The sequence below is a fragment of the Microbulbifer agarilyticus S89 genome (assembly GCF_000220505.1).
Taxonomy (GTDB): Bacteria; Pseudomonadota; Gammaproteobacteria; order Pseudomonadales; family Cellvibrionaceae; genus Microbulbifer; species Microbulbifer agarilyticus_B.
The window spans coordinates 42,823-62,912 of sequence record NZ_AFPJ01000020.1 but is presented as its reverse complement, the minus strand read 5'-3'; the positions used below and the strand labels follow the sequence as shown (position 1 = coordinate 62,912).

15 protein-coding genes are annotated in these 20,090 nt (G+C 57.2%); 8 read left to right on the top strand and 7 right to left on the bottom strand.

All coding sequences use genetic code 11. The features are described from left to right. Nucleotides 1–87: 87 nt before the first annotated feature. Complete coding sequence (locus AS89_RS0105950) at nt 88–432, top strand: 4a-hydroxytetrahydrobiopterin dehydratase (protein ID WP_010131534.1); 345 nt, start codon at nt 88–90, stop codon at nt 430–432. A gap of 64 nt (nt 433–496) precedes the next feature. Here AS89_RS0105950 and AS89_RS0105945 read toward each other — a convergent pair whose 3' ends face one another. Beyond that, a complete protein-coding gene (locus AS89_RS0105945; protein ID WP_010131533.1) occupies nt 497–1,261 on the bottom strand; it encodes a TlyA family RNA methyltransferase in 765 nt (254 codons plus the stop codon). Between the two features lie 182 nt (nt 1,262–1,443). Between AS89_RS0105945 and nhaA the strand changes: the two genes are divergently transcribed. Next, nucleotides 1,444–2,886 carry a Na+/H+ antiporter NhaA gene (nhaA, locus tag AS89_RS0105940; RefSeq protein ID WP_010131532.1) on the top strand — a complete coding sequence of 481 codons (1,443 nt, stop codon included), beginning with the start codon at nt 1,444–1,446 and terminating at the stop codon, nt 2,884–2,886. Nucleotides 2,887–3,034: 148 nt separating this feature from the next. Here the strand turns inward: nhaA and AS89_RS17015 are convergent, their stop codons facing one another. Next, a complete protein-coding gene (locus AS89_RS17015) occupies nt 3,035–3,478 on the bottom strand; it encodes a hypothetical protein (RefSeq protein WP_010131531.1) in 444 nt (147 codons plus the stop codon). 207 nt (nt 3,479–3,685) lie between these two features. On the opposite strand from AS89_RS17015, the gene AS89_RS0105930 reads away from it, so the two are divergent. Together AS89_RS0105930 and AS89_RS0105925 are read left to right on the top strand one after the other, a co-directional pair. Next, on the top strand, nt 3,686–6,049 hold the full coding sequence (locus tag AS89_RS0105930) for a M1 family metallopeptidase (RefSeq protein ID WP_010131530.1): 2,364 nt from the start codon (nt 3,686–3,688) through the stop codon (nt 6,047–6,049). A 231-nt stretch (nt 6,050–6,280) separates the two neighbouring features. Beyond that, a complete protein-coding gene (locus tag AS89_RS0105925; RefSeq protein WP_010131528.1) occupies nt 6,281–6,775 on the top strand; it encodes a DUF6702 family protein in 495 nt (164 codons plus the stop codon). A 9-nt stretch (nt 6,776–6,784) separates the two neighbouring features. Here AS89_RS0105925 and dld read toward each other — a convergent pair whose 3' ends face one another. The 4 genes from dld to mltF all read right to left on the bottom strand — a co-directional run bounded on the left by dld (nt 6,785) and on the right by mltF (nt 11,043). After that, a complete protein-coding gene (dld, locus tag AS89_RS0105920) occupies nt 6,785–8,554 on the bottom strand; it encodes a D-lactate dehydrogenase (RefSeq protein WP_010131527.1) in 1,770 nt (589 codons plus the stop codon). Nucleotides 8,555–8,563: 9 nt separating this feature from the next. Beyond that, nucleotides 8,564–8,845: a PepSY domain-containing protein gene (locus AS89_RS0105915; protein ID WP_010131526.1), complete on the bottom strand. Its 282-nt coding sequence runs from the start codon at nt 8,843–8,845 to the stop codon at nt 8,564–8,566. Nucleotides 8,846–8,909: 64 nt separating this feature from the next. Next, entirely contained in the window at nt 8,910–9,386 is a 477-nt protein-coding gene (locus tag AS89_RS0105910) for a hypothetical protein (protein ID WP_010131525.1), read from the bottom strand. A gap of 178 nt (nt 9,387–9,564) precedes the next feature. Beyond that, nucleotides 9,565–11,043 (bottom strand): membrane-bound lytic murein transglycosylase MltF, encoded by a 1,479-nt coding sequence (gene mltF, locus AS89_RS0105905; protein WP_010131524.1) that lies wholly within the window; start codon nt 11,041–11,043, stop codon nt 9,565–9,567. 603 nt (nt 11,044–11,646) lie between these two features. On the opposite strand from mltF, the gene purL reads away from it, so the two are divergent. The 3 genes from purL (at nt 11,647) to AS89_RS0105890 (ending at nt 17,081) form a co-directional block, all read left to right on the top strand. Continuing rightward, nucleotides 11,647–15,525 carry a phosphoribosylformylglycinamidine synthase gene (purL, locus tag AS89_RS0105900; protein WP_010131523.1) on the top strand — a complete coding sequence of 1,293 codons (3,879 nt, stop codon included), beginning with the start codon at nt 11,647–11,649 and terminating at the stop codon, nt 15,523–15,525. A gap of 285 nt (nt 15,526–15,810) precedes the next feature. Continuing rightward, nucleotides 15,811–16,326 carry a hypothetical protein gene (locus AS89_RS0105895; protein WP_010131522.1) on the top strand — a complete coding sequence of 172 codons (516 nt, stop codon included), beginning with the start codon at nt 15,811–15,813 and terminating at the stop codon, nt 16,324–16,326. 431 nt (nt 16,327–16,757) lie between these two features. Next, on the top strand, nt 16,758–17,081 hold the full coding sequence (locus tag AS89_RS0105890; protein WP_010131521.1) for a TfoX/Sxy family protein: 324 nt from the start codon (nt 16,758–16,760) through the stop codon (nt 17,079–17,081). A 38-nt stretch (nt 17,082–17,119) separates the two neighbouring features. Here AS89_RS0105890 and AS89_RS17005 read toward each other — a convergent pair whose 3' ends face one another. Beyond that, entirely contained in the window at nt 17,120–18,259 is a 1,140-nt protein-coding gene (locus AS89_RS17005) for a cation diffusion facilitator family transporter (protein WP_010131520.1), read from the bottom strand. A 246-nt stretch (nt 18,260–18,505) separates the two neighbouring features. On the opposite strand from AS89_RS17005, the gene AS89_RS0105880 reads away from it, so the two are divergent. After that, nucleotides 18,506–20,041, top strand: a complete 1,536-nt coding sequence (locus tag AS89_RS0105880) for an arylsulfatase (protein ID WP_010131518.1) — start codon at nt 18,506–18,508, stop codon at nt 20,039–20,041. The last annotated feature ends 49 nt before the right edge of the window (nt 20,042–20,090 follow it).

Sequence of the window (20,090 nt, the reverse complement as noted above, 5' to 3'; positions counted from 1 at the left end):
GCGACTACAGTGTCAAATTCTGAATTTGTGGTCACGTGCCACGATTCTACCCTCACGAATAATGAACTGTGCATAGAGGAGTCAGATATGACTGAGCTGGCAGCCCAAGCCTGCGAGGCCTGTCGTGCAGACGCGCCACTGGTATCCGATGAAGAACTCGCGACGCTGATCCGCGAAATTCCGGACTGGACCCCGATGACCCGCGACGGTGTGATGCAACTGGAGCGCGTGTTTAAGTTCCGCAACTTTAAACAGGCGTTGGCGTTTACCAATCGCGTGGGTGAGATCGCCGAAGAGGTGGGCCACCACCCGGCACTGCTGACCGAGTGGGGCAAGGTTACCGTTACCTGGTGGAGCCATGAGGCCGGCGGTTTGCACAAGAACGACTTTATTATGGCGGCACGCACCGACAAGCAGCTGGACGCAGAGTAAACATTCTGAGGTTCGGGTTTCCAGGCTGGTGCTCTGGCGTGAGTTCTGGCCTGGTGTTGTGTGCCTAACTGCCGTTGGTTGCCCACAGCAGAAATTCGCGGTTGCCGTCCCCGCCCTTGATTGGGCTTTCAATATAGTCTCGTACGCTCAGGCCCAAGGCTTCACACAAGGCGCAGATCTTGGCCTGTACGCCTTCGTAGAGGCTGGGGTCCTTCACCAGTCCGCCTTTGCCGATCCCCTCTGGGCCAACTTCAAACTGGGGTTTCACCAGGCTCAGCAGGTGTCCTTGCGGCTGCATTAGGGGCGGTAGCTGGGGCAAGATAAGCGACTGGGAAATAAACGACACATCCATCACGATGGCGTCGAAGCCATGTTCCCCCCACGGAGAGATCTGCTCGGCAGTGAGATCCCGTGCGTTGATTCCCTCGAACAGGTGCATACGAGGATTTTCGCGCAATGCGGGGGCCAGCTGGTCGCGCCCCACATCCACACCCACCACCAGTTCTGCGCCGCGTTGCAGCAGACAATCGCTGAACCCGCCGGTGGAGCAGCCCACATCCAAGGCCCGCCAGCCGGCAGGGTTAAGCCCGGTGTGGTCGAGAATACCCGCCAGCTTGATACCGGCGCGGGAAACGTACTGGTCTTCCGGTAGCGCTTCCACGCGTAGCTGGGTATCTTCGCTCAGGCTCTGGCTGGCCTTAGTGGCGGTGCGCCACTGGCTGCCGGTGGCATCGGATATCTGAACCTGCCCGGCGTCGATGAGCTTGCGGGCATGGGTGCGGGAACTGGCGAGATGTTGCTGTACCAGCAGCAGGTCGAGGCGGGTCATGAAAGGCACTATAGTTCAGAAACGGTGGAAGATTAAATCGCTGCCATGCTAACCTCAGTCTCCCGGGTACGGAAGACGTGAACAGCAGGTAACCGCCCGGTAGATCGGAAAATAAGCAGACAATTCACGTAACTTTGCACAGCGGTTACATAGCAGATCTGAATGATAGGAGTTGTTGTTAGATGGCAAATAAGGTTCTGAGTAAATTCAGAGTGCGTAAAGGCAAGGTATTTGAGGCGCCACTGGAAAATGCCCTGGGCCGCCTGATGACGCCGTTCGATGAATTTATTCACCGCCAGAGCAGCAGTGGTGTGCTGCTGATGATCTGTGCCGTGGTTGCATTGCTGATCGCCAACTCCGCCTGGCAGGGGGGGTATGAGCACCTGTTGCACCTGCCGGTCAGCTACAACTTCGGTGACTGGTCTCTGTCGATGAGCTTCCACCACTGGATCAATGATGGCCTGATGGCGATCTTCTTCCTGTTAGTGGGGCTTGAACTCAAGCGTGAGTTCCTGGTCGGCGAACTCTCCGAAATGAAGCATGCGGTACTGCCGGTGATGGCCGCTATTGGCGGCATGGTGGTACCAGCCCTGATCTTCGCCATGTTCAATGTGGGGCTGCCGACGGAGCGCGGTTGGGGTATTCCAATGGCGACCGATATTGCCTTCGCGGTTGGGTGTATTGCCATCCTGGGTAATCGGGTGCCGCGCGCGGTGGTCACCTTCCTGGTGGCGCTGGCGATTGTGGATGACCTGGGTGCCATTCTGGTGATTGCCATCTGGTACACCGAGAGCGTGAATATGATCGCGCTGATGGGTGCCTTCTTGCTGACCGCCATTCTGTGGTTGTTGAATTTGGCCGGGGTCCGTCATTCTGCCGCCTACATCTTTGTGGGTATCCTGCTGTGGTACGACCTGCATATCACCGGGGTACACGCCACGCTGGCGGGGGTGATTACTGCCATGGCGATTCCGGCACGCCCCAAGTACGACCCGGTGGCGTTCAGTGCTTTTGTGAAAGACATCATTCGCAGCTTCGACCGCTGCTTCCGCCCGGGTGACAAGATTATTGCCAACGACGCGCTACGGGCGCGGGTTTCCGCGCTGGATAACGGCGTGCACATGGTGCAGTCCCCGCTGCAACGCATGGAGACGCGCCTGCACATCCCGGTGGCGTTTATCGTGGTACCAATTTTTGCACTGGCCAATGCAGGCATTCCGGTGGACAGTTTCACCAGTGCCGAGGCCGTGCTGAACCCGCTGACCATCGGTGTAATCTGTGGCTTGGTGTTCGGCAAGCTGATCGGTATTGTCGGTGCGACCTGGCTCGGCTGGAGACTGGGCTGGGGTGAACTACCCAAGCACTCGACCTTCCACCACATCATTGGTGTGGCGCTGCTGGGCGGTATCGGCTTTACCATGTCGATCTTTATCTCAGAGCTGGCCTTTGCCGGGCAGAGCGAAATGCTGATTCAAGCCAAGGCGGGGGTCCTGCTTGCGTCCCTGATCGCGGGTATTTCAGGATTCTTGATTCTGCGCCGCGCGCCGATCGAGGAGGCCAAGCAGAATGATGAGATTGATGATGTTGCGCAGGCGGAAATGAGTACAGGCAGAAAGTTGCCCTGATAGTGCGCCTCCAGCGCTTCTCTCAATAGTTCTTAAGATTCCCTTTTCAAACGGCCCCGGTACCACATCGCGTGGTGCTGGGGTTCCACACCTCCCAATCACATCGCTGCCCTTTTCCCGTCCTTTTCCTGTCCTTTTCTTGGCCCTTTCAGAACACTTCGTGGCGCTGGTAGCGGTTGCAGCGATTGCCGCAGTACGGCTTGTCCGAGCGGATGGCACCACTGGTCGGGTGGACCAAGAGCTGGCGCTTTTTGTTGCCGTGGTAGGCGACCACATTCCAGTAGCCATTGCGAAAGTACAGGCTGGCGAAAGAGTGAAAACCCAATTGCTGCAAGCGTGCGCGCACCGCGCCGGCACTCAGGTCAATCTCGGACGGTGTGTGTCCGTCGAGATCGGGCCCGTACAATTGTGGGGGAATCTGCGGATTGGTTTTTGGGCCGGAGAACTGGAAGTCCTGGGCGGAGAAGGGGCCCGGTTGTTGAGCGGAAGCACCGGCGCTTAGCGAGAGGGCGGCGGCGAGCAACGTTGCGCCGAAAAAGTGACGCTTTCTGTGGGACTGTCCTTTCTGGAACGATTCAGTGGCAAACAGCATGGCGCTCCCCAAATTGCCTTTATCCGGTCATTGATAGGCTGGGGAGGCGGTAATCCCAAGTGCTGTAGGCTTCCGGCTGTTGGTTGATCCACTTTGCGGTGAGTTGAAGAGTTGCTGAGACGGTGTTGCGGGAGCGGAATCGCCAGTCACATTAGTACTGCTAGAATGGCGCGCTATTTATCCAGTGTGTGAGAAATGGCGCCAAATATGACCATTAAGACCTTATGCCGTCGCCTGGGCGCGGTGCTGCTCGGATTTGCCGGAACCTCCGCGGCCATTGCCGCCGACCCGCTGAACGTCACCGGGGACAAGTTCCGCCAGCTGGAAGAGTTGCTACCTACCCCGAATATCTACCGCGCCGCTTCCGGTGCGCCAGGCCACGCCTACTGGCAGCAGCAGGCGGACTACGACATCAAGGTTTCCCTGGATGATGACAAGCAGCGCATCACTGCGTCTGAAACCATCACCTACACCAACAATTCCCCGGATACCCTGCGCTACCTGTGGGTGCAGCTGGACCAGAACCGTTTCAAGCCGAACTCTTCCGGCAATCTGGCGGCGCCGGTAGACGTTGAGTCCATTGCCCCGGATACCATTCCGTTCCGCAGTTTCCGTCGCGAAGTGGTGTCCAGAGACTTCCAGGGTGGTTATGACATCACCAAGGTGGCGGATGCCCGTGGTCGCGACCTGCGCCACACCATCGTCGACACCAATATGCGTATCGACCTGCCGCAGCCGCTGAAGTCTGGCGACAGCGTGACCTTCCAGATCGGCTGGGAATACAACATCATCGAGCAGAAGGCGCTGGGTGGCCGTTCCGGTTACGAATACTTCGAGCGCGACGGTAACTACCTGTACGAGATCGCGCAGTGGTTCCCGCGCATGGCGGCGTACAACGACGTGAGCGGCTGGCAGAACAAGCAGTTCCTGGGCCGTGGTGAGTTTGCCCTGGAATTTGGCGATTACCGCGTGGCCATCGAAGTGCCGGCGGACCACATTGTTGCCTCCACCGGTGTGCTGCAGAACCCAGAAGACGTACTGACCCGCGAGCAGCGTGCGCGCCTGAAGAAGGCCGAGACCGCGAACAAGCCGGTCATGATCGTGACCAAGGACGAAGCCCTGGAAAACGAGAAAGACCGCGCAACGGCCCGCAAGACCTGGGTGTTTGAAGCGGAGAACGTGCGTGACTTTGCCTGGGCTTCCTCGCGTAAGTTCCTGTGGGATGCGCAGGGCTACAAGAAGGGCGGCACCGACACCATGGCGATGTCCTACTACCCGGAAGAGGGTACGCCGCTGTGGGACAAGTACTCCACCGAAGCCATCATCCACACCATGGAAGTGTTTAACCGCTACAGCTTCGATTATCCCTACCCGACCTCCATTTCGGTAAATGGCCCGGTGGGTGGTATGGAGTACCCGATGATCACCTTCAACGGCCCGCGTCCGGAGATCGATGAGGAAGATCGCAGCAAGCGCACCTATTCCCGTCGCACCAAGTACGGTCTGATCTCGGTGATCATCCACGAGGTAGGTCACAACTACTATCCGATGATCGTGAACTCCGATGAGCGTCAGTGGACCTGGATGGACGAAGGCCTCAACACCTACGTGCAGTTCCTGGCGGAGCAGGAGTGGGAAGAGAAGTACCCGTCTCGCCGTGGCGACGCGCGCAAGATCATTGAGTACATGAAGAGCGAGAACCAGGTGCCTATCATGACCAACTCAGAATCTATTCTGCAGTTTGGTAACAATGCATACGGTAAGCCGGCGACTGCGCTGAATATCCTGCGTGAGACCGTGATGGGCCGCGAGCTGTTCGATTTTGCGTTCCGCGAGTACTCCCAGCGCTGGAAGTTCAAGCGCCCGATGCCGGCAGATTTCTTCCGCACTATGGAAGACGCTTCCGGTATGGATCTGGATTGGTTCTGGCGCGGTTGGTTCTACACCACCGACAATGTGGATATCAGTATCGATGCAGTGAAACATTACACCGTGGGTACTAAAAACCCGGACGTGGAAGGCCCGTGGAAGCGTGAGCGTTTCGAGGAAGAACCTGAGTCGGTCACCCAGCAGAAGAACCGCGCGAACAAGATGACGCGCATTGTCGACGGTAAGCCGGAGCTGGCGGACTTCTACAATGAGCACGATGAGTTTGATGTGTCTAATGCGGACCGCAACAGTTACACCGGTATGCTCGCGGGTCTGGAAGACTGGGAGCGTGATCTGCTGAAAGTCGAGAGCAATGTGTACGTGCTGGACTTCAGCAATATCGGCGGGTTGGTAATGCCGATTATTCTGCAGCTGGACTATACCGATGGTTCTTCCGAGGAGCTGCGCATCCCGGCGGAAATCTGGACCCGCAATGCGGCCAAGACGTCCAAGATGCTGGTGCGTGGCAAAGACAAGCTGTTGAAGTCGGTTGTGGTTGACCCGCACTGGGAGACTGCGGACGTGGATGTGGAAAACAACCACTACCCACGCCGTATCATCAAGTCGCGCCTCGAGCTGTTCAAAGACGAGAAAGCGCGCAACCTGATGAAAGACTGGCAGGAAGAGCTGAAAGAGGACTAAGCGCGAAACTGCGGCATGGTCCCATCTGGCCCGGTGGCGGTGACGCTACCGGGTACAGACTTGTGAGACACGCCGTGCACCCATCCCTGGGGGCTCTGCAAAAACATCCTGTTTTTGAAGGCCTCACAAGTCTGTACCCGGCACCGCCACCTTCGCCCGTAATTTTGTGGTCTTTTGTTACCGCGTCTTACACTTCTTATATTCCATAGCTGTATCACTTGGATGCCTAAAATGCGTATTTCTACTCCCAAATTGATTGCGTTTCTGTCTCTGGTTGCTTTGTTGTTTGCATCACAGGCCCACGCCCATCGCTACCACTTCGGTCTTACTGAAATGGCTGTGAATGAACGCACCCAGTCTCTGGAAATCACTCATCGTTTCTTTATCGCGGATATGGAGCGTGCGCTGCAATTGAGTGCTAGCAAGGAAATGAAGGATGCCAAGGCGCAGATGGAGGCGTATGTGAATGAGCGTTTTCAGTTGCGCACCGCCGATGGTGTAATGATCAAGCCCAAGTGGGTGGGAATGGAAGCGGATGTGCACGATGTGTGGGTGTATCAGGAGTTGCCGCTGGCGGAGGTGCAGGGCAAGAAGCTGCAGGTGCGTCAGTCGATGCTGATGGAAATGGAACGGGATCAGGTGAATACGGTGAACGTTACCCGCGATGGCAATACGGAAACCTTTACCCTGAAGCCGGGCTCCAGCGCGGTAACGGTTCAGTTCTGATGTTCTGACCTAGCCGCAGCTACAGCAGCGGCGGGTTTTTTCGGTCTTGCCGATACCGGGGTTGAAGGTGTTGGTGGGGTCGAGTTGTTCGAAGAATGCGCGTTGCTCGTCGGGCGCCTGATACAGGTGACCGACGTTGTGTTCTGCGGGGTAGCGCGCTCCCCGCTGGTCGAGCAGTGTGAGCATGGCCTTTTTGACCACCTCGGGGTCGGCGTCTTTTTTCAGGACGTAATCCTGGTGGAAGACATTACACAAGAAGTGGCCATAGTAGAGGCGCTGTTCCAACTGGTCGGCGATTTCTGCCGGCAGCTTTTCCTCCCAATCCATATCGTTGCGCCGCAGCGCAATATCCAGTGGTAGTAATTCGCCGACGCGCTTGTGGTGCACCGCCTGGTAACGCATGGCAGCGCCGGCGGATACAAAGCGGTGCAGCATGGCTTTGCGGGCTTCTTCCGCTGTGCACACAAAAAAATCCCCCGAATTTCCTTGCTTCGCAAAAAATGCTTGCAGCCATTGGTGGGTGCTTTCAATGCTGTCGTCGGCCACCTTGACGATCAGGTGGTGCGGATATTTTTCCCGGTAGTCCAGCATGCGCCTGGGCAGATGTTGCGGGAGTAATTTGCTGATTTTTTGTAGTAAGCGTTCACTTAGAAAGCGCGGCAGGAAGCGGCGTTTTTCCAGCCACGCATCGATGCGACCTTTGATGGCGAAAAAGCGTGGCATGTTGCCGGTGCCGAGTGTATTGATCAGGTAGAAACTATCCCGGCCATACTCCGCTGCAAGATCAAACATGTCGCGGTGGAGGTATTCACCGAGCACCGGAATAGTCGCCAGCTCGCTCAGCAGGCCCCTGCGCAGGCGTGCGAATACGGCGGGGTCTTCGCTGCCAATGTAAAACGTCTGGGTACGCTTGGGGGTGGGGTAGGTGTCGAGGCGTACGGCGAACACGGCGACCTTGCCGGCACAGCCGCTGGTTTCAAACAGGCGGCGCGGGTCGGCGTTGAATCTCGCCGGGGTGTCGGCGTCCACATCGCGTACGCGCTCCACATATTCCCGGTCTGAGGCCATGCGCGGACGCCGATGGCTGCCCGGGTAAGCGAGTGGCCCAACGTTTGCAAAATTGCCGTGTTCGAGGTTAGTGAGTATTTCCTCGGGGGTATTACCCAGCTCAATACCGAGATGATTGATGAGTTGCAGTTCGCCACGGGCGTCGACCTGTGCGTAAAGTGCTAGCTCGGTGTAGGCGGGCCCGCGCTGGCAGAGTGCGCCGCCGGAATTATTGGCGATGCCGCCGACAATCGACGCCCCCAAACAGGAAGAACCAATCTCGGAGTGTGGCGAGCGTTGCAGCGGCGCCAGCTGTTTTTCCAGCTTGTGCAACGTGGCACCGGGCAGGGCGACAACTTGTTCACCGTGGCGATTGCCCTCGCCTAATAGGTGAATGGTGTCCATGCGCAGGGTATTGATCACCACAACCGGTCGATCGTAATCACTGCCGCTGGGAGTGGAGCCTTCGGTGAGGCCGGTATTGGCCGCCTGCAGGATGATGATGGCACCGGCGTGCACGCAGGCCTCGAGTGATTGCCAGAGTTGCAGGAGTGAGCCCGGGAAGACCACGGCGAGCGCGTTGCCTTCCCCTGTGCGATAGCCGGTACGGTAGTGCTCGTTGCGTTCCGCATCGCTGAGCACCCGGCTGCTGCCCAGCAGCTGCTCCAATTGCACGAGCAGGTCCTGGGCATTTGCTTGGATATCACGGGAAGAGGATGAGCTTGCTGGCATTGCAGTGAATCAGTTAGTGTCTTCCCGCACCTCTAGAATCTCGCCACTATTGGGGTCGACTTCCAGGTCCCACTTTTTGCCTTCTTTGTAGGCTTCTACTTCCCAGCGGTCCTTTTCCAGGGACACTTCGACGACCGGGGTGTAGCCCTGTTGCTCCAGCTTGGTGAGCACCATGGATAAAGCCATGGCACCGGGCGGCGGCTTCTTCTCTTTGGTGTGGTCCTGTGCGGCTGCGACCGCGGCAATGCCGCCCAGAGTGACGGCGAGCAGTGAGTTTTTTACATTCTTCATGTTGTACTCCTGAAGCCGGCGGGCAGCCCCGCCGGTTTCTCGACGTATTGGCTAGGTGCGGCGATCAGTCGTTGTTGCTGAGGCGCTGTTGCATCATAAAACACCACTCATCACTGCCGCCGTCGGGCCCATGGGCACCGTCGCCACCAGTGAGCTTATCCATGGCGGTGAACCACTCTTTGGAGCCGACTTCCGGCAAGCCGGAGGGGTAGTGTTCGGCGATGGCGAGCCCCTGGGTGTTCATCACCTCGGTGTTGACCCATTCAAACCATTTCGCGTTGCAGATCAGCTGGCCCTCGCTGTTGGGGCTCTCGGGGGAATCGGTGCTGGCATTTCCGGTGCTGGTATCTCCCGTGCCGTCGGCTGTCGGCGGCGTTGTGGTGGCATCCGGTTCGGTAACAGTGACTTCCTCCACCACTTCGGCTTCGGTCTTGGGTGCGGTATCCGGGTCATTGGTATCGGATTTCCGGCTACAGCCGTGCAGGGCGACAGATGCCGCCAGGGTTGTGGCGAGCGCAGTGAGCAAGAGTTTACGGGTCATGGGGTCTCCTAAACTGTGCGTGCGTGTTCACTTGAACAGCGGTGGCGCCGATTTGTTCGGGTATGTGCACTAAGCATAGGTGGATTTTGGTGCCTTGCACGGCGGCAGGGCTTGCAGGCGCAGCAAAAACGCCACAGGCGGCCAGTGGCCGCCTGCTTTGCTCAAAAGAAGGGTGCGATCAGAGCGCTGACTGGGAGGCAGCGGATTCCGCAGCGGGGACTTCCGCGAGTGCTTCACTGTTGTCGTTGGCTGTGGCGTCGGCCAGGCGCTGCTCTTCAATCCGGTTGGTCCAGGTCAGCAGGGCCTGGTAGTGGCGGATATTCTGCACGTAGGTCACCGGTTCCCAGCCGCGCGCGTAGCCGTGCTTCAGGGTCTTGTAGTACTGCCGTTTAGCCAGCAGTGGCAAGTGGTCGCGCACGTCTGCCCAGCGGTCCGGGTTGCCGCCCATGCGCTCGGTGAGCACGCGGGCATCTTCCAGATGGCCAAGGCCAATGTTGTAGGCGGCCAGCGCCATCCAGGAGCGGTCTGGCTCGCGGATACGCTCGGGGATGCGGTCGCGCACCTGCACCAGGTAGCGTGCCCCGCCGTCGATACTCTCCAGTGGGTCCAGTCGATTTACGCCCATCTCGCGCGCGGTGGCGCGGGTCAGCATCATCAGGCCGCGCACACCGGTGGGTGACTTGGCACGCGGATTCCAATGGGATTCCTGGTAGCTGAGGGCAGCCAGCAGCTCCCAATCCACACCGTACTTGTCCGCCGCTTTCTGCAGTTCTTCGCGCCAGCGGGGCAGGCGGTCGCGGGTGAGCTGGGCGAAGGTCTTGGCACCGCCCACGTTCATTTTGCTGACATGCCCAAAGTGCAGTTCACGCAGTTCTGCCACCAGGCCGCTGGTGTTGGCACGCACCATAAAGCTGCGCGCCGCGCGGTAGAGGGTGTCGTCATCGCCCTTGGGGAAGGCCCAGGAAACCGGCTGGAACTGGGTCAGGTTAAAGGCAATATGGGTATTGGGGTACAGGCCGCGGTGCACCGCGTAGGCATTGGAGTCGACAACGGCGTAGTGGTATTTGCCCTGATCGACCATTTCCACCAGCTCCATGGCGTCGACGTCAGAGATTTCCTCCCACGACAGGTCTTGGTAGCGCTTGGCGAGCTTGCGTAGCTGCTCGGCATGGGCACTGCCGGCGATCACCGCAATTGTTTTACCGGCCAGATCGCCCACACTGCGCGGACGCGATTCACCCAAGCGGTAGATGACCTGCTGGCGAATCTCAAAGTAGGAGGGCGTGAAACGGACCTGCTCGCGGCGCTCGGACGTTACCGTGAGGCCGGATGCCGCCATGTGTGCGCCAGACTCGGGGTTTTCGAGCTCACCGAACAGGTGGCTCAGGTCGTGCACATCACGGATTTCGAGCTCAACACCCAGCTCGCGGGCAAACTCTTCCAGCATGCCGTACTCGAAACCGGTGTACTGGCCGTTGGCATCTTCGTAATAGGTGGTGGGGCCATTCTGGGACAGCACGACAAGACTGCCGGAGGCCTTGACCCTCTCCAGCAGGCTCGGCGCCTTGCTGGCGACCAATAAAGAGGCACAGCAGGCCAGCGCCACCCCCTTTACCAGGCGGCGGCTGTATCGCAACAGTCGGCTTTTCATGATCATAGGCTGTCCCCTCGAATCCTTTCGTTAGCATTATTTACGCGTGAAGCTCGGCCTGGGTACCTGCTGGGTACGCAACACCTTCTATCCGGATCTTTCTCCCGGACATCCACGTATGTGTGGCCGGTATCCATGCTTCACTGCGAGCGCTATCCATTGCGTCTCGCGTCGATTCACCGTGTACCAAGAGAATCCAGTACATCGGCAATGCCGGCTTTGCCTATTATTTGAACAGCACTAGGCAAAAGCGCGGCAATTTTACCCCATCTCTACCGGGTCTGACCAATTTTGACCAAATTGCGTGACCTGGTTTGTGAAAGTCGGGGTTGTTCCAATCCACCTTTCAGTGTAGCTGGCGCAGCCGAACATGGGCTTGGCCAAGAGCGATTTAAGGGCGATTGAGGTCGTTCTCAGTGCCATCTGGGTGTTCTTTATTAAAGAAGTCAGTGCATTGGTACAGTTAATCCCCGTGACAGTGTTGGAGCGGCGTCGCTTCAGGTACAATGCGCGCGCTCCGATTCCCGGTGTACCTGCGTGCCCCCCCTAAACCGACCGGTTGCTTCCGGCCGCAGGCGCTCAAATTCAGACAAGAGGCTATCTCCCGCGATGCTAGTTCTGCGTGGTGCTCCCGCACTGTCGAAATTCCGCCATCAAAAACTGCTAACCCAACTCCGCGCCCTGCAGCCTGCCATTGCAGATGTGTACGCCGAGTTTGTGCACTTCTCTGACAGCGACAATCTGGGGGACAAGGACCTCGCGCTGCTGGAGCGGCTGCTGCAGTACGGTCCCACCGAAGAGAAGCATCTGCCGGAAGGTGAGCTGCTGCTGGTGGTGCCGCGTCCGGGCACGATTTCTCCCTGGTCGTCCAAGGCTACCGACATTGCCCATAACGCGGGCCTGACGGATATCCACCGCCTGGAGCGGGGTGTTGCTTACTACATTACCGGTGTTGCATTAACCGAAGCTGAACGGGGCGACCTGGCAGCGCTGCTGCACGACCGTATGGTGGAGAGTGTCTTTACCGAAATGGCCCAGGCGGAGCAGCTGTTCCGCGTGGAGAGCCCGCGCCCGATGGGCACCGTCGACGTGCTGAGCGGTGGCCGCAATGCGCTGTCGGAAGCCAATGTGAACCTGGGTCTGGCGCTGGCGGAAGACGAGATCGATTACCTGCTGACCAGCTTCGAGGAGCTGGAGCGCAACCCCACCGATGTGGAGCTGATGATGTTCGCCCAGGCGAACTCCGAGCACTGCCGCCACAAGATCTTCAATGCCAGCTGGACCATCGACGGCGAAGATATGCCGCACTCCCTGTTTGGCATGATCAAGAACACCTACCGCCAGGGTGGCGACAATGTGTTGTCTGCCTACGCGGATAACGCGGCGGTTGTGGTTGGCCACAACGCTGGCCGTTTCTACCCGGATCCGGAAACCAAGGAATACGGCTTCAGCCAGGAAGCCATCCACCTGCTGATGAAGGTGGAAACCCACAACCACCCGACCGCCATTGCACCGTTTTCGGGTGCCGGCACCGGCGCCGGTGGCGAGATCCGCGACGAGGGCGCGGTAGGCCGCGGCTCCAAGCCCAAGGTTGGCCTTACCGGCTTCACCGTATCCAACCTGCAGATCCCGGGCTTCCTGCAGCCGTGGGAAGTGAACTACGGCAAGCCTGGCCGCATCGTGACCGCGCTGGATATCATGATTGAAGGCCCCATCGGTGGCGCTGCCTTTAACAACGAATTCGGCCGTCCGAATATCTGCGGCTATTTCCGTACCTTTGAAGAAGACTTCAACGGTGAGCGCCGTGGCTACCACAAGCCAATTATGCTGGCGGGCGGCTACGGCAATATCCGTGAAGACCACGTGGACAAGCCGGAATTCCAACCGGGTGCCAAGCTGATCGCCCTAGGTGGCCCAGCCATGCTGATCGGCCTCGGCGGTGGTGCTGCGTCCAGTATGGCCAGCGGCTCCAGTTCGGAAGACCTGGACTTCGCCTCTGTGCAGCGTCAGAACCCGGAAATCGAGCGCCGCTGTCAGGAAGTCATCGACCAGTGCTGGCAGCTGGGCGCCGAGAACCCCATCGCGTTTATTCACGATGTGGGCGCCGGTGGCCTCTCCAATGCTTTCCCTGAGCTGGTGAAAGACGGTGGTACCGGCGGCAGCTTCGAACTGCGCAATGTACCCTCTGACGAACCGGGCATGAGCCCGCTGGAAATTTGGTGTAACGAATCCCAGGAGCGCTACGTACTGGCGGTGATGCCGGAAGACCTGGCCCGCTTCGAGAAAATCTGCGAGCGCGAGCGCGCACCATTCGCAGTGGTGGGTGAGGCCACTAGCGAGAAGCACCTGACCCTGAATGACAAGCAGTTCGACGCCAAGCCGGTCGACCTGCCCATGTCCGTACTGTTCGGCAAGCCGCCGAAGATGCACCGCGAGGCTGCCAAGGTCGAGGCCGAAACCAAGGCTTTCGATACCAGCAAGATCGACCTGAACGATGCCGCCGAGCGCGTTCTGCGTCTGCCTACCGTGGCGAGCAAAAACTTCCTGATCACCATTGGCGACCGTACCGTAACCGGACAGGTCAGCCGCGATCAGATGGTCGGTCCCTGGCAGGTGCCGGTTGCGGACTGTGCGGTAACTACCGTTTCTTACGACAGCACCGCCGGCGAAGCCATGTCCATGGGCGAGCGTACCCCGGTTGCGCTGCTGGACGCGCCGGCCTCCGGCCGTTTGGCGGTGGGTGAGGCAATCACCAATATTGCCTGTGCACCGATCAAGCAGCTGTCGGACGTCAAGTTGTCCGCCAACTGGATGTGTGCCGCTGGCCACCCGGGTGAAGAAGAGAAGCTCTACCGCACCGTCGAGGCGATCGGTATGGAGCTGTGTCCGGACCTGGGTATCACCATCCCGGTTGGTAAGGATTCCATGTCCATGCGCACCGCGTGGAACGACAACGGCGAGGACAAGGCAGTGACGGCGCCGCTGTCGCTGGTGATTTCCGCCTTCTCCCCGGTTACCGACGTGCGCAAAGTGGTGACCCCGCAGCTGCGTCGCACCAAGAAAGGTGAGAGTGAGCTGATTCTTGTAGACCTGGGTGCGGGTAAAAACCGCCTCGGCGGCTCGTGCCTGGCACAGGTATACAACCAGCTGGGTGACCGACCGGCAGACCTGGACGACGCCAAGCGCCTCAAGGGTTTCTTCGACCTGATGCAGCAGCTGTTGGCCGAAGAAAAAGTCATCGCTTACCACGACCGCGCCGACGGTGGCCTGTTCGCCACGCTGGCGGAAATGAGCTTCGCCGGCCGCGTGGGCCTGGATGTCGAAATTTTTGACCTCGACGACGACGCTATCGCTGCCCTGTTCAGCGAAGAGCTGGGTGCGGTACTGCAGGTGCCGGCGGCCGATGCCGAGATGATCGAAGGGCGTTTCGCATCCGTTGGCGTACCGGCGCACCGTATTGGTGGCCTCAACGACAATGAAACCCTGTGCATCACCAACAATGGCAAAGAGATCTTCAACCGCAGCCGCGCGGAACTGGAGCAGATCTGGTCAGAAACCAGCTACCGCATTCAGGCGCTGCGCGACAACGCCGATTGTGCCAAGCAAGAGTTCGACGCCATTGCCAAAACCTCGACGCAGGACCCGGGCCTGTCCGTGAGTCTGAGCTACGACGTCAACGAAGATATCGCCGCGCCGTACATCAGCAAGGGTGTCCGTCCGAAGATTGCGATCCTGCGGGAGCAGGGCGTCAACAGCCAGGTGGAGATGGCACATTCCTTCCACCGCGCGGGCTTCAATGCCGTCGACGTGCACATGAGCGATATTCTCGCCGGCCGTGTTGAACTGGATCAGTTCAAAGGCCTGGTGGGCTGTGGTGGCTTCTCCTACGGTGACGTACTCGGCGCCGGCGAAGGTTGGGCCAAGACCATTCTGTTCAACGACCGTGCGCGCGACCAGTTCGAAGGCTTCTTTAATCGCAAAGACACCTTCGGCCTCGGCGTGTGTAACGGCTGCCAGATGTTCTCCGTCATCAAGGAACTGATTCCGGGGGCCGATCACTGGCCGCGCTTTGTGCGCAACCTGTCCGAGCAGTACGAAGCGCGCTTTGCGCTGGTGGGTGTGGAAGATTCTCCGTCGGTACTGTTCAAAGGTATGGCGGGATCCTACATGCCGGTGGCAGTTGCCCACGGTGAAGGCCGTGTGGAATTTGCCGACCAGAAGGCACTGGAAGCGTGTGAACAGTCGGGCACCATTGCCGTGCGCTACCTGAACAACAACCGGCAGATTACCGAAACCTACCCGGCCAACCCGAATGGCTCGGTAAACGGTATTACCTCGCTGTGTTCCGAAGACGGACGCGTCACCATCATGATGCCGCATCCCGAGCGTGTCGCGCGTGCCGTCAGCAACAGCTGGCGTCCGGATGACTGGGATGAAGATTCCGGCTGGATGCGTCTGTTCCGCAACGCCCGTGTGTTTGTCGACTGATTCTCGGCACTGCTCACTCGCCTGCTTGCAGGCACAGAAAAACCTCGGTACTTACCGGGGTTTTTTATTTTTCGCGAACACGTTTTATCGTTGCCTGGCGTTTATGTAACTCTGCGTGACAATTTGCATGGAAGTGATGAATACAGCGATATGTATCTGCTTTCGTCTGGTCCATTCTTTCGGTCACTGCGTACTTAAACCAGTGCGTCTCAGGGATTTCGCACTTGATCTAGTATCAGAAGTGCTACTGTTTGGATTCCAAGTTTTGAATACGAGGATGTATAGATGAAAAGATTGGTTTCGATTGTGCTATCGGTGTTGGCTATGACTGTATTCAACGCGCATGCCGATTCCTCGATTTCCAAAGAAGAGGTGTTAGCAGCTCAAAAGGGTTGGGGTGAAGGGATCGTAAAAATCGGCAAAGCCGAAGATCCCAAGCAAGCAGCGATCGATCATATCGACAAGTTTTATGCTTATGGCATGGGTCCAGTACTGTTCAAGCCGACACTGGCGTCGGTCGATCAGTTCCGTGGTACCAAAAAGGAAGCTTTATCGTATTTCATTGGCCAGGATATGGAAGAGGACAAAGGGTTTGCTCTCGCACCTTACACCAATGTGCGCTGGGAAAACGAGGGTGTCATTACCGATGGCGATTCTGCGCTGGCAATGGGTAATTATTTCTTCACTAAAGAGGATGGAGAGGAAGTGAAGGTCGAGTATTCGTTTGGGTACGTAAAAGACGAAGACGGCAATGTAAAAATAAACCTGCACCACTCCTCACTGCCATTTACTCCGAAGTAACTCAACTACTTCATAGGTAGTTTTTTCCATAGCGATGGGATGCGCATGGCGCGCATCTCATTGTGCGCGACTGACTTGCACGCCACCTGTTCTGCCGTGAGCGAGGTGAAATTTCTCTCTTAGCCCAATCTGTTCTTGATTCTTTGCTACACTGAAAAGCATAAGCGTAATAACATTTTTCGTATGGGCACTTCATCGCAATCGACATTAATCTCCATACCCACGCTACAGGCTGGTTATCTGGGGTTCGTTAGCCCCCAGCATAGCGATTGCCTACACACGCGGCACAGTCTCGTGACTGCCTGCCATTCCGATGTAAATCTCCCTCAAGTCCCAAACGCTGGCCTGTGCGCAGGATGCCGGGTGAGTGGCACCGTCGGTGCTCCAGTGGAGCGCACTCTGGAATTAAGATAACAATCAAGGAGTTGATTATGCCTTACAGTGAAGAACTGGCCGACAAAGTACGTCAAGCCCTACCGGAAGAAGATGGGCTGACCGAAAAGCAGATGTTTGGTGGCCTGGCATTTATGCTCAATGGCAACATGGCCTGCGGCGTCGTTGGTGAGGAGCTGATGGTGCGGGTCGGGCCAGACAACTACCAGGCTGCACTGGGCGAGCGATATACCCGTCCTATGGATTTTACCGGGCGACCACTCAAGGGCATGGTGTACGTTGAGGAGGACGCCATTCTCGAAGACCTGGATGGTTGGGTCAATCGCGGTGTGGAGTTTGCCGGCTCTTTGCCGCCCAAATAGAACGCCTCCGTCAGTTAGTGACACCGTATTGCCATTGATCAAACGGAGCCGGCAACTCCGGTATCCCCCTTATCCAGAGTGTCTGGGTCGTCCAGCTTCGAAGGTGCGGCGATTCCGTCTATTTCCACCGTCAAATGGGAGACCTGGGTGCATCGCTGCTTCAGTTCTTTTTCCAGCGTATCAATGAGCGTTTCTGTTGCCTCGAGCGTCGCCTGCACCGTTGCCCGCTGCTCTGCATAGTCGATAATCGTGTCGGTACGTCGATAATTCGGCACGCGTTCCAGCAGTGCAGTCTGATGTGCTTCGATGCGCGCACGCATGTCTCGCATCAGTACCTCTTCACGTAGCTCTATTTCCGCAACGACCACGGTATGTCGGTCGTCTACGATGATCGAACGCAGGTCATGGTGGCGTTCGATCTCCGGGTGCTGGCGTACGATTTCGCTAAAGCATCTCTCCGCCTTGTGGTCGCGAATACTGGTGAGAAAGCGCATGTTCACCATGCCGAGGAAGATGGCGGTAACACCGAGCATCAGGGCAATCAATACCGAAAACCCGATGTCCCAGCGCGGGTCGCCAGTGACCTGCGTCATGCCGATCCCCGTGGCCGCGAGGATTACACCGGTAACAGCAATCGAGTCTTCGAGCAGCACGGCAATCAGCGTCGGGTCATCCGCGGATACCAGGTAGCGAAACGGATTGCGCAAACCGGCGTCGCGCATCCGGCTGAAGAATTCCTTGGCCGCCACGTAGAGGACATACCCCTCGAGTACGAGGGCGATGGTTAACACCAGCACCGAAATCACAATTGGGTGAACCGCCATGCCCAGCACCTGAATGGTATCTGGACGTTCTATATGCCCTAAATTGTGAAATGCGTGCCACGCGTGGGCCAGGCCCAGGCCGCAGCCAATGGAGAACAGGCCGATGGCACTCCAAAGGTTCCACAGATATTTCTTCTGGCCATGGCCAAACGCATAGTGCCTATCCGCCGGTCTTCCACCACGTTTCAGACCCAACAATAAAAAGATCTGATTCAGAGTGTCCATCAAACTGTGGACCGCTTCATTCATCATTGCCGCTGAATGGGTTGCCAGAGCGGCCACACCTTTTAGCACGGTAATAATTGCGTTTACGCAAATGGCGTATAAAACGGCTTTCTTCGAGCCCTGGGCCATGGTGTCCCCAAAAAATTGAGTGGGATATTGATTTGCAATAGATCAGACAACTGCGCTTGGCCAGCGACGGCCCTGTACTGAAAGCTGAGTATAGAAAACGGAAATAACTTCCATTCTATTGGGTGGAAAAGTTGTCATGCGCCAATTCCGAATGAAAATTTCCTGTATGCCTATACTTTCGATGCCAAATTTCTAGGCAGCTCTTAGTGTGCTACATAATTTTTGCCGAAGTATAAGGCCTTTTTTATGCGTTACCTTTCTCAAAAAGTCGTCCTGATCCTGCTCGTCTGTTTTGCTCCCCTGGTGCAGGGCGCAGACAAGCCAAATATTCTCATTATTTGGGGGGATGATGTGGGCATGTGGAATGTCAGCGCCTATCACCGTGGGATGATGGGAGGCTCCACACCCAATATTGATCGCATTGCTAAAGACGGCATGATCTTCATGGATCATTATGCCCAGGCGTCGTGCACCGCGGGGCGTGCCGCATTCATCACCGGCCAGTACCCAATGCGCATTGGCCTCAGCACCGTTGGCTTACCCGGTGCCGAACAGGGGTTAAAGGAAGAAACGCCCACTCTGGCTGGGCTGCTTAAGCCGCACGGTTATGTTACCGGCCAGTTCGGCAAGAATCACTTGGGCGACCGTGATGAGCATTTGCCAACAAATCACGGCTTCGATGAGTTCTTCGGTATTCTCTATCACCTGAACGCCGGTGAGTATCCAGAGCAGTACGATTACCCGAAAGATCCTGAAGTACAGGAAAAATATGGATTGAAAATGCGTGGTGTCATCCACTCCAAAGCACTTGCCGGCGGCAAGCAGGAGATAAAAGACCTGGGTGAGTGGGGGCAAGAGCGCCAGCGTAATCTGGATCAGGAAGTACTGGAACAGTCTAAGCGCTTTATTACCGATGCCGTCAAGGCGGGAAAGCCTTTCTTTGTCTGGCATAACACCACACGTATGCACTACCGCACTAACTTGAATGATAAGTACAAAGGGAAGAGCGGTTACGGAATTTATGCAGACGGCATGATGGAGTTGGATGACGATGTCGGTGAACTTCTGGATCTGCTGGACGAACTCGGCGTTGCTAACGACACCTTGGTGATGTTTTCCACCGATAATGGCGCAGCCTCAAATTCCTGGCCGGATGGTGGCAATCAGCCGTTCCATGGGGAGAAGGGTGTCGGTGGTTGGGAAGGCGGTTTCCGGGTGCCCATGCTGGTGAAGTGGCCGGGGAATATTCCCGCCGGCGTCTCTACCGGAGAATTTATGACGATGGAAGATTGGGTGCCAACCATTCTGTCCTTTGTCGGTGATAAAGATATCAAGGAAAAATTGCTGTCTGGCACCAAAGTTGGTGGTCGAAAATACAAGGTACACCTCGATGGTTACGATCAGACGGACTTGTTGATCAATCAAGGCAAGACCAAGCGCAAGGAATTTTACTACTTCACCGAGACCACCTTTCACGGTATGCGCCATGGCGACTGGAAGTTCCTGTTTATCGATCAGGAAGAATGGTTCCGTGCCAGCCAGATACCCCTCACCTCACCTTACATCATCAACCTGAAGGTGGATCCGTTTGAGCGCTTTATCGATGCGCGCGGTTATGACGAGTGGGCAGAAAACCGTACATGGACTCTGGGGCCCGCCGGGGTCCAGATAAAAGAATTTGTCAAAAGCTTTGAGAAGTTCCCTCCCGTTCAGAAAAGCATGTCTGTTCAGGTCGGTGAGGTCAGCACGCTAATCGAATCACTGGCACATCAGCAGCGCTAGTGATCGAAACTTCAGATCCAAGGATGGTACTCGATACCCAAGGAAGATA

Excerpts from the sequence above, each read along its gene's own strand:
- AS89_RS0105950 (WP_010131534.1), top strand. The coding sequence starts at position 88 with ATGACTGAGCTGGCAGCCCAAGCCTGCGAGGCCTGTCGTGCAGACGCG.
- AS89_RS0105945 (WP_010131533.1), bottom strand. The coding sequence starts at position 1,261 with ATGACCCGCCTCGACCTGCTGCTGGTACAGCAACATCTCGCCAGTTCC.
- nhaA (WP_010131532.1), top strand. The coding sequence starts at position 1,444 with ATGGCAAATAAGGTTCTGAGTAAATTCAGAGTGCGTAAAGGCAAGGTA.
- AS89_RS17015 (WP_010131531.1), bottom strand. The coding sequence starts at position 3,478 with ATGCTGTTTGCCACTGAATCGTTCCAGAAAGGACAGTCCCACAGAAAG.
- AS89_RS0105930 (WP_010131530.1), top strand. The coding sequence starts at position 3,686 with ATGACCATTAAGACCTTATGCCGTCGCCTGGGCGCGGTGCTGCTCGGA.
- AS89_RS0105925 (WP_010131528.1), top strand. The coding sequence starts at position 6,281 with ATGCGTATTTCTACTCCCAAATTGATTGCGTTTCTGTCTCTGGTTGCT.
- dld (WP_010131527.1), bottom strand. The coding sequence starts at position 8,554 with ATGCCAGCAAGCTCATCCTCTTCCCGTGATATCCAAGCAAATGCCCAG.
- AS89_RS0105915 (WP_010131526.1), bottom strand. The coding sequence starts at position 8,845 with ATGAAGAATGTAAAAAACTCACTGCTCGCCGTCACTCTGGGCGGCATT.
- AS89_RS0105910 (WP_010131525.1), bottom strand. The coding sequence starts at position 9,386 with ATGACCCGTAAACTCTTGCTCACTGCGCTCGCCACAACCCTGGCGGCA.
- mltF (WP_010131524.1), bottom strand. The coding sequence starts at position 11,043 with ATGATCATGAAAAGCCGACTGTTGCGATACAGCCGCCGCCTGGTAAAG.
- purL (WP_010131523.1), top strand. The coding sequence starts at position 11,647 with ATGCTAGTTCTGCGTGGTGCTCCCGCACTGTCGAAATTCCGCCATCAA.
- AS89_RS0105895 (WP_010131522.1), top strand. The coding sequence starts at position 15,811 with ATGAAAAGATTGGTTTCGATTGTGCTATCGGTGTTGGCTATGACTGTA.
- AS89_RS0105890 (WP_010131521.1), top strand. The coding sequence starts at position 16,758 with ATGCCTTACAGTGAAGAACTGGCCGACAAAGTACGTCAAGCCCTACCG.
- AS89_RS17005 (WP_010131520.1), bottom strand. The coding sequence starts at position 18,259 with ATGGCCCAGGGCTCGAAGAAAGCCGTTTTATACGCCATTTGCGTAAAC.
- AS89_RS0105880 (WP_010131518.1), top strand. The coding sequence starts at position 18,506 with ATGCGTTACCTTTCTCAAAAAGTCGTCCTGATCCTGCTCGTCTGTTTT.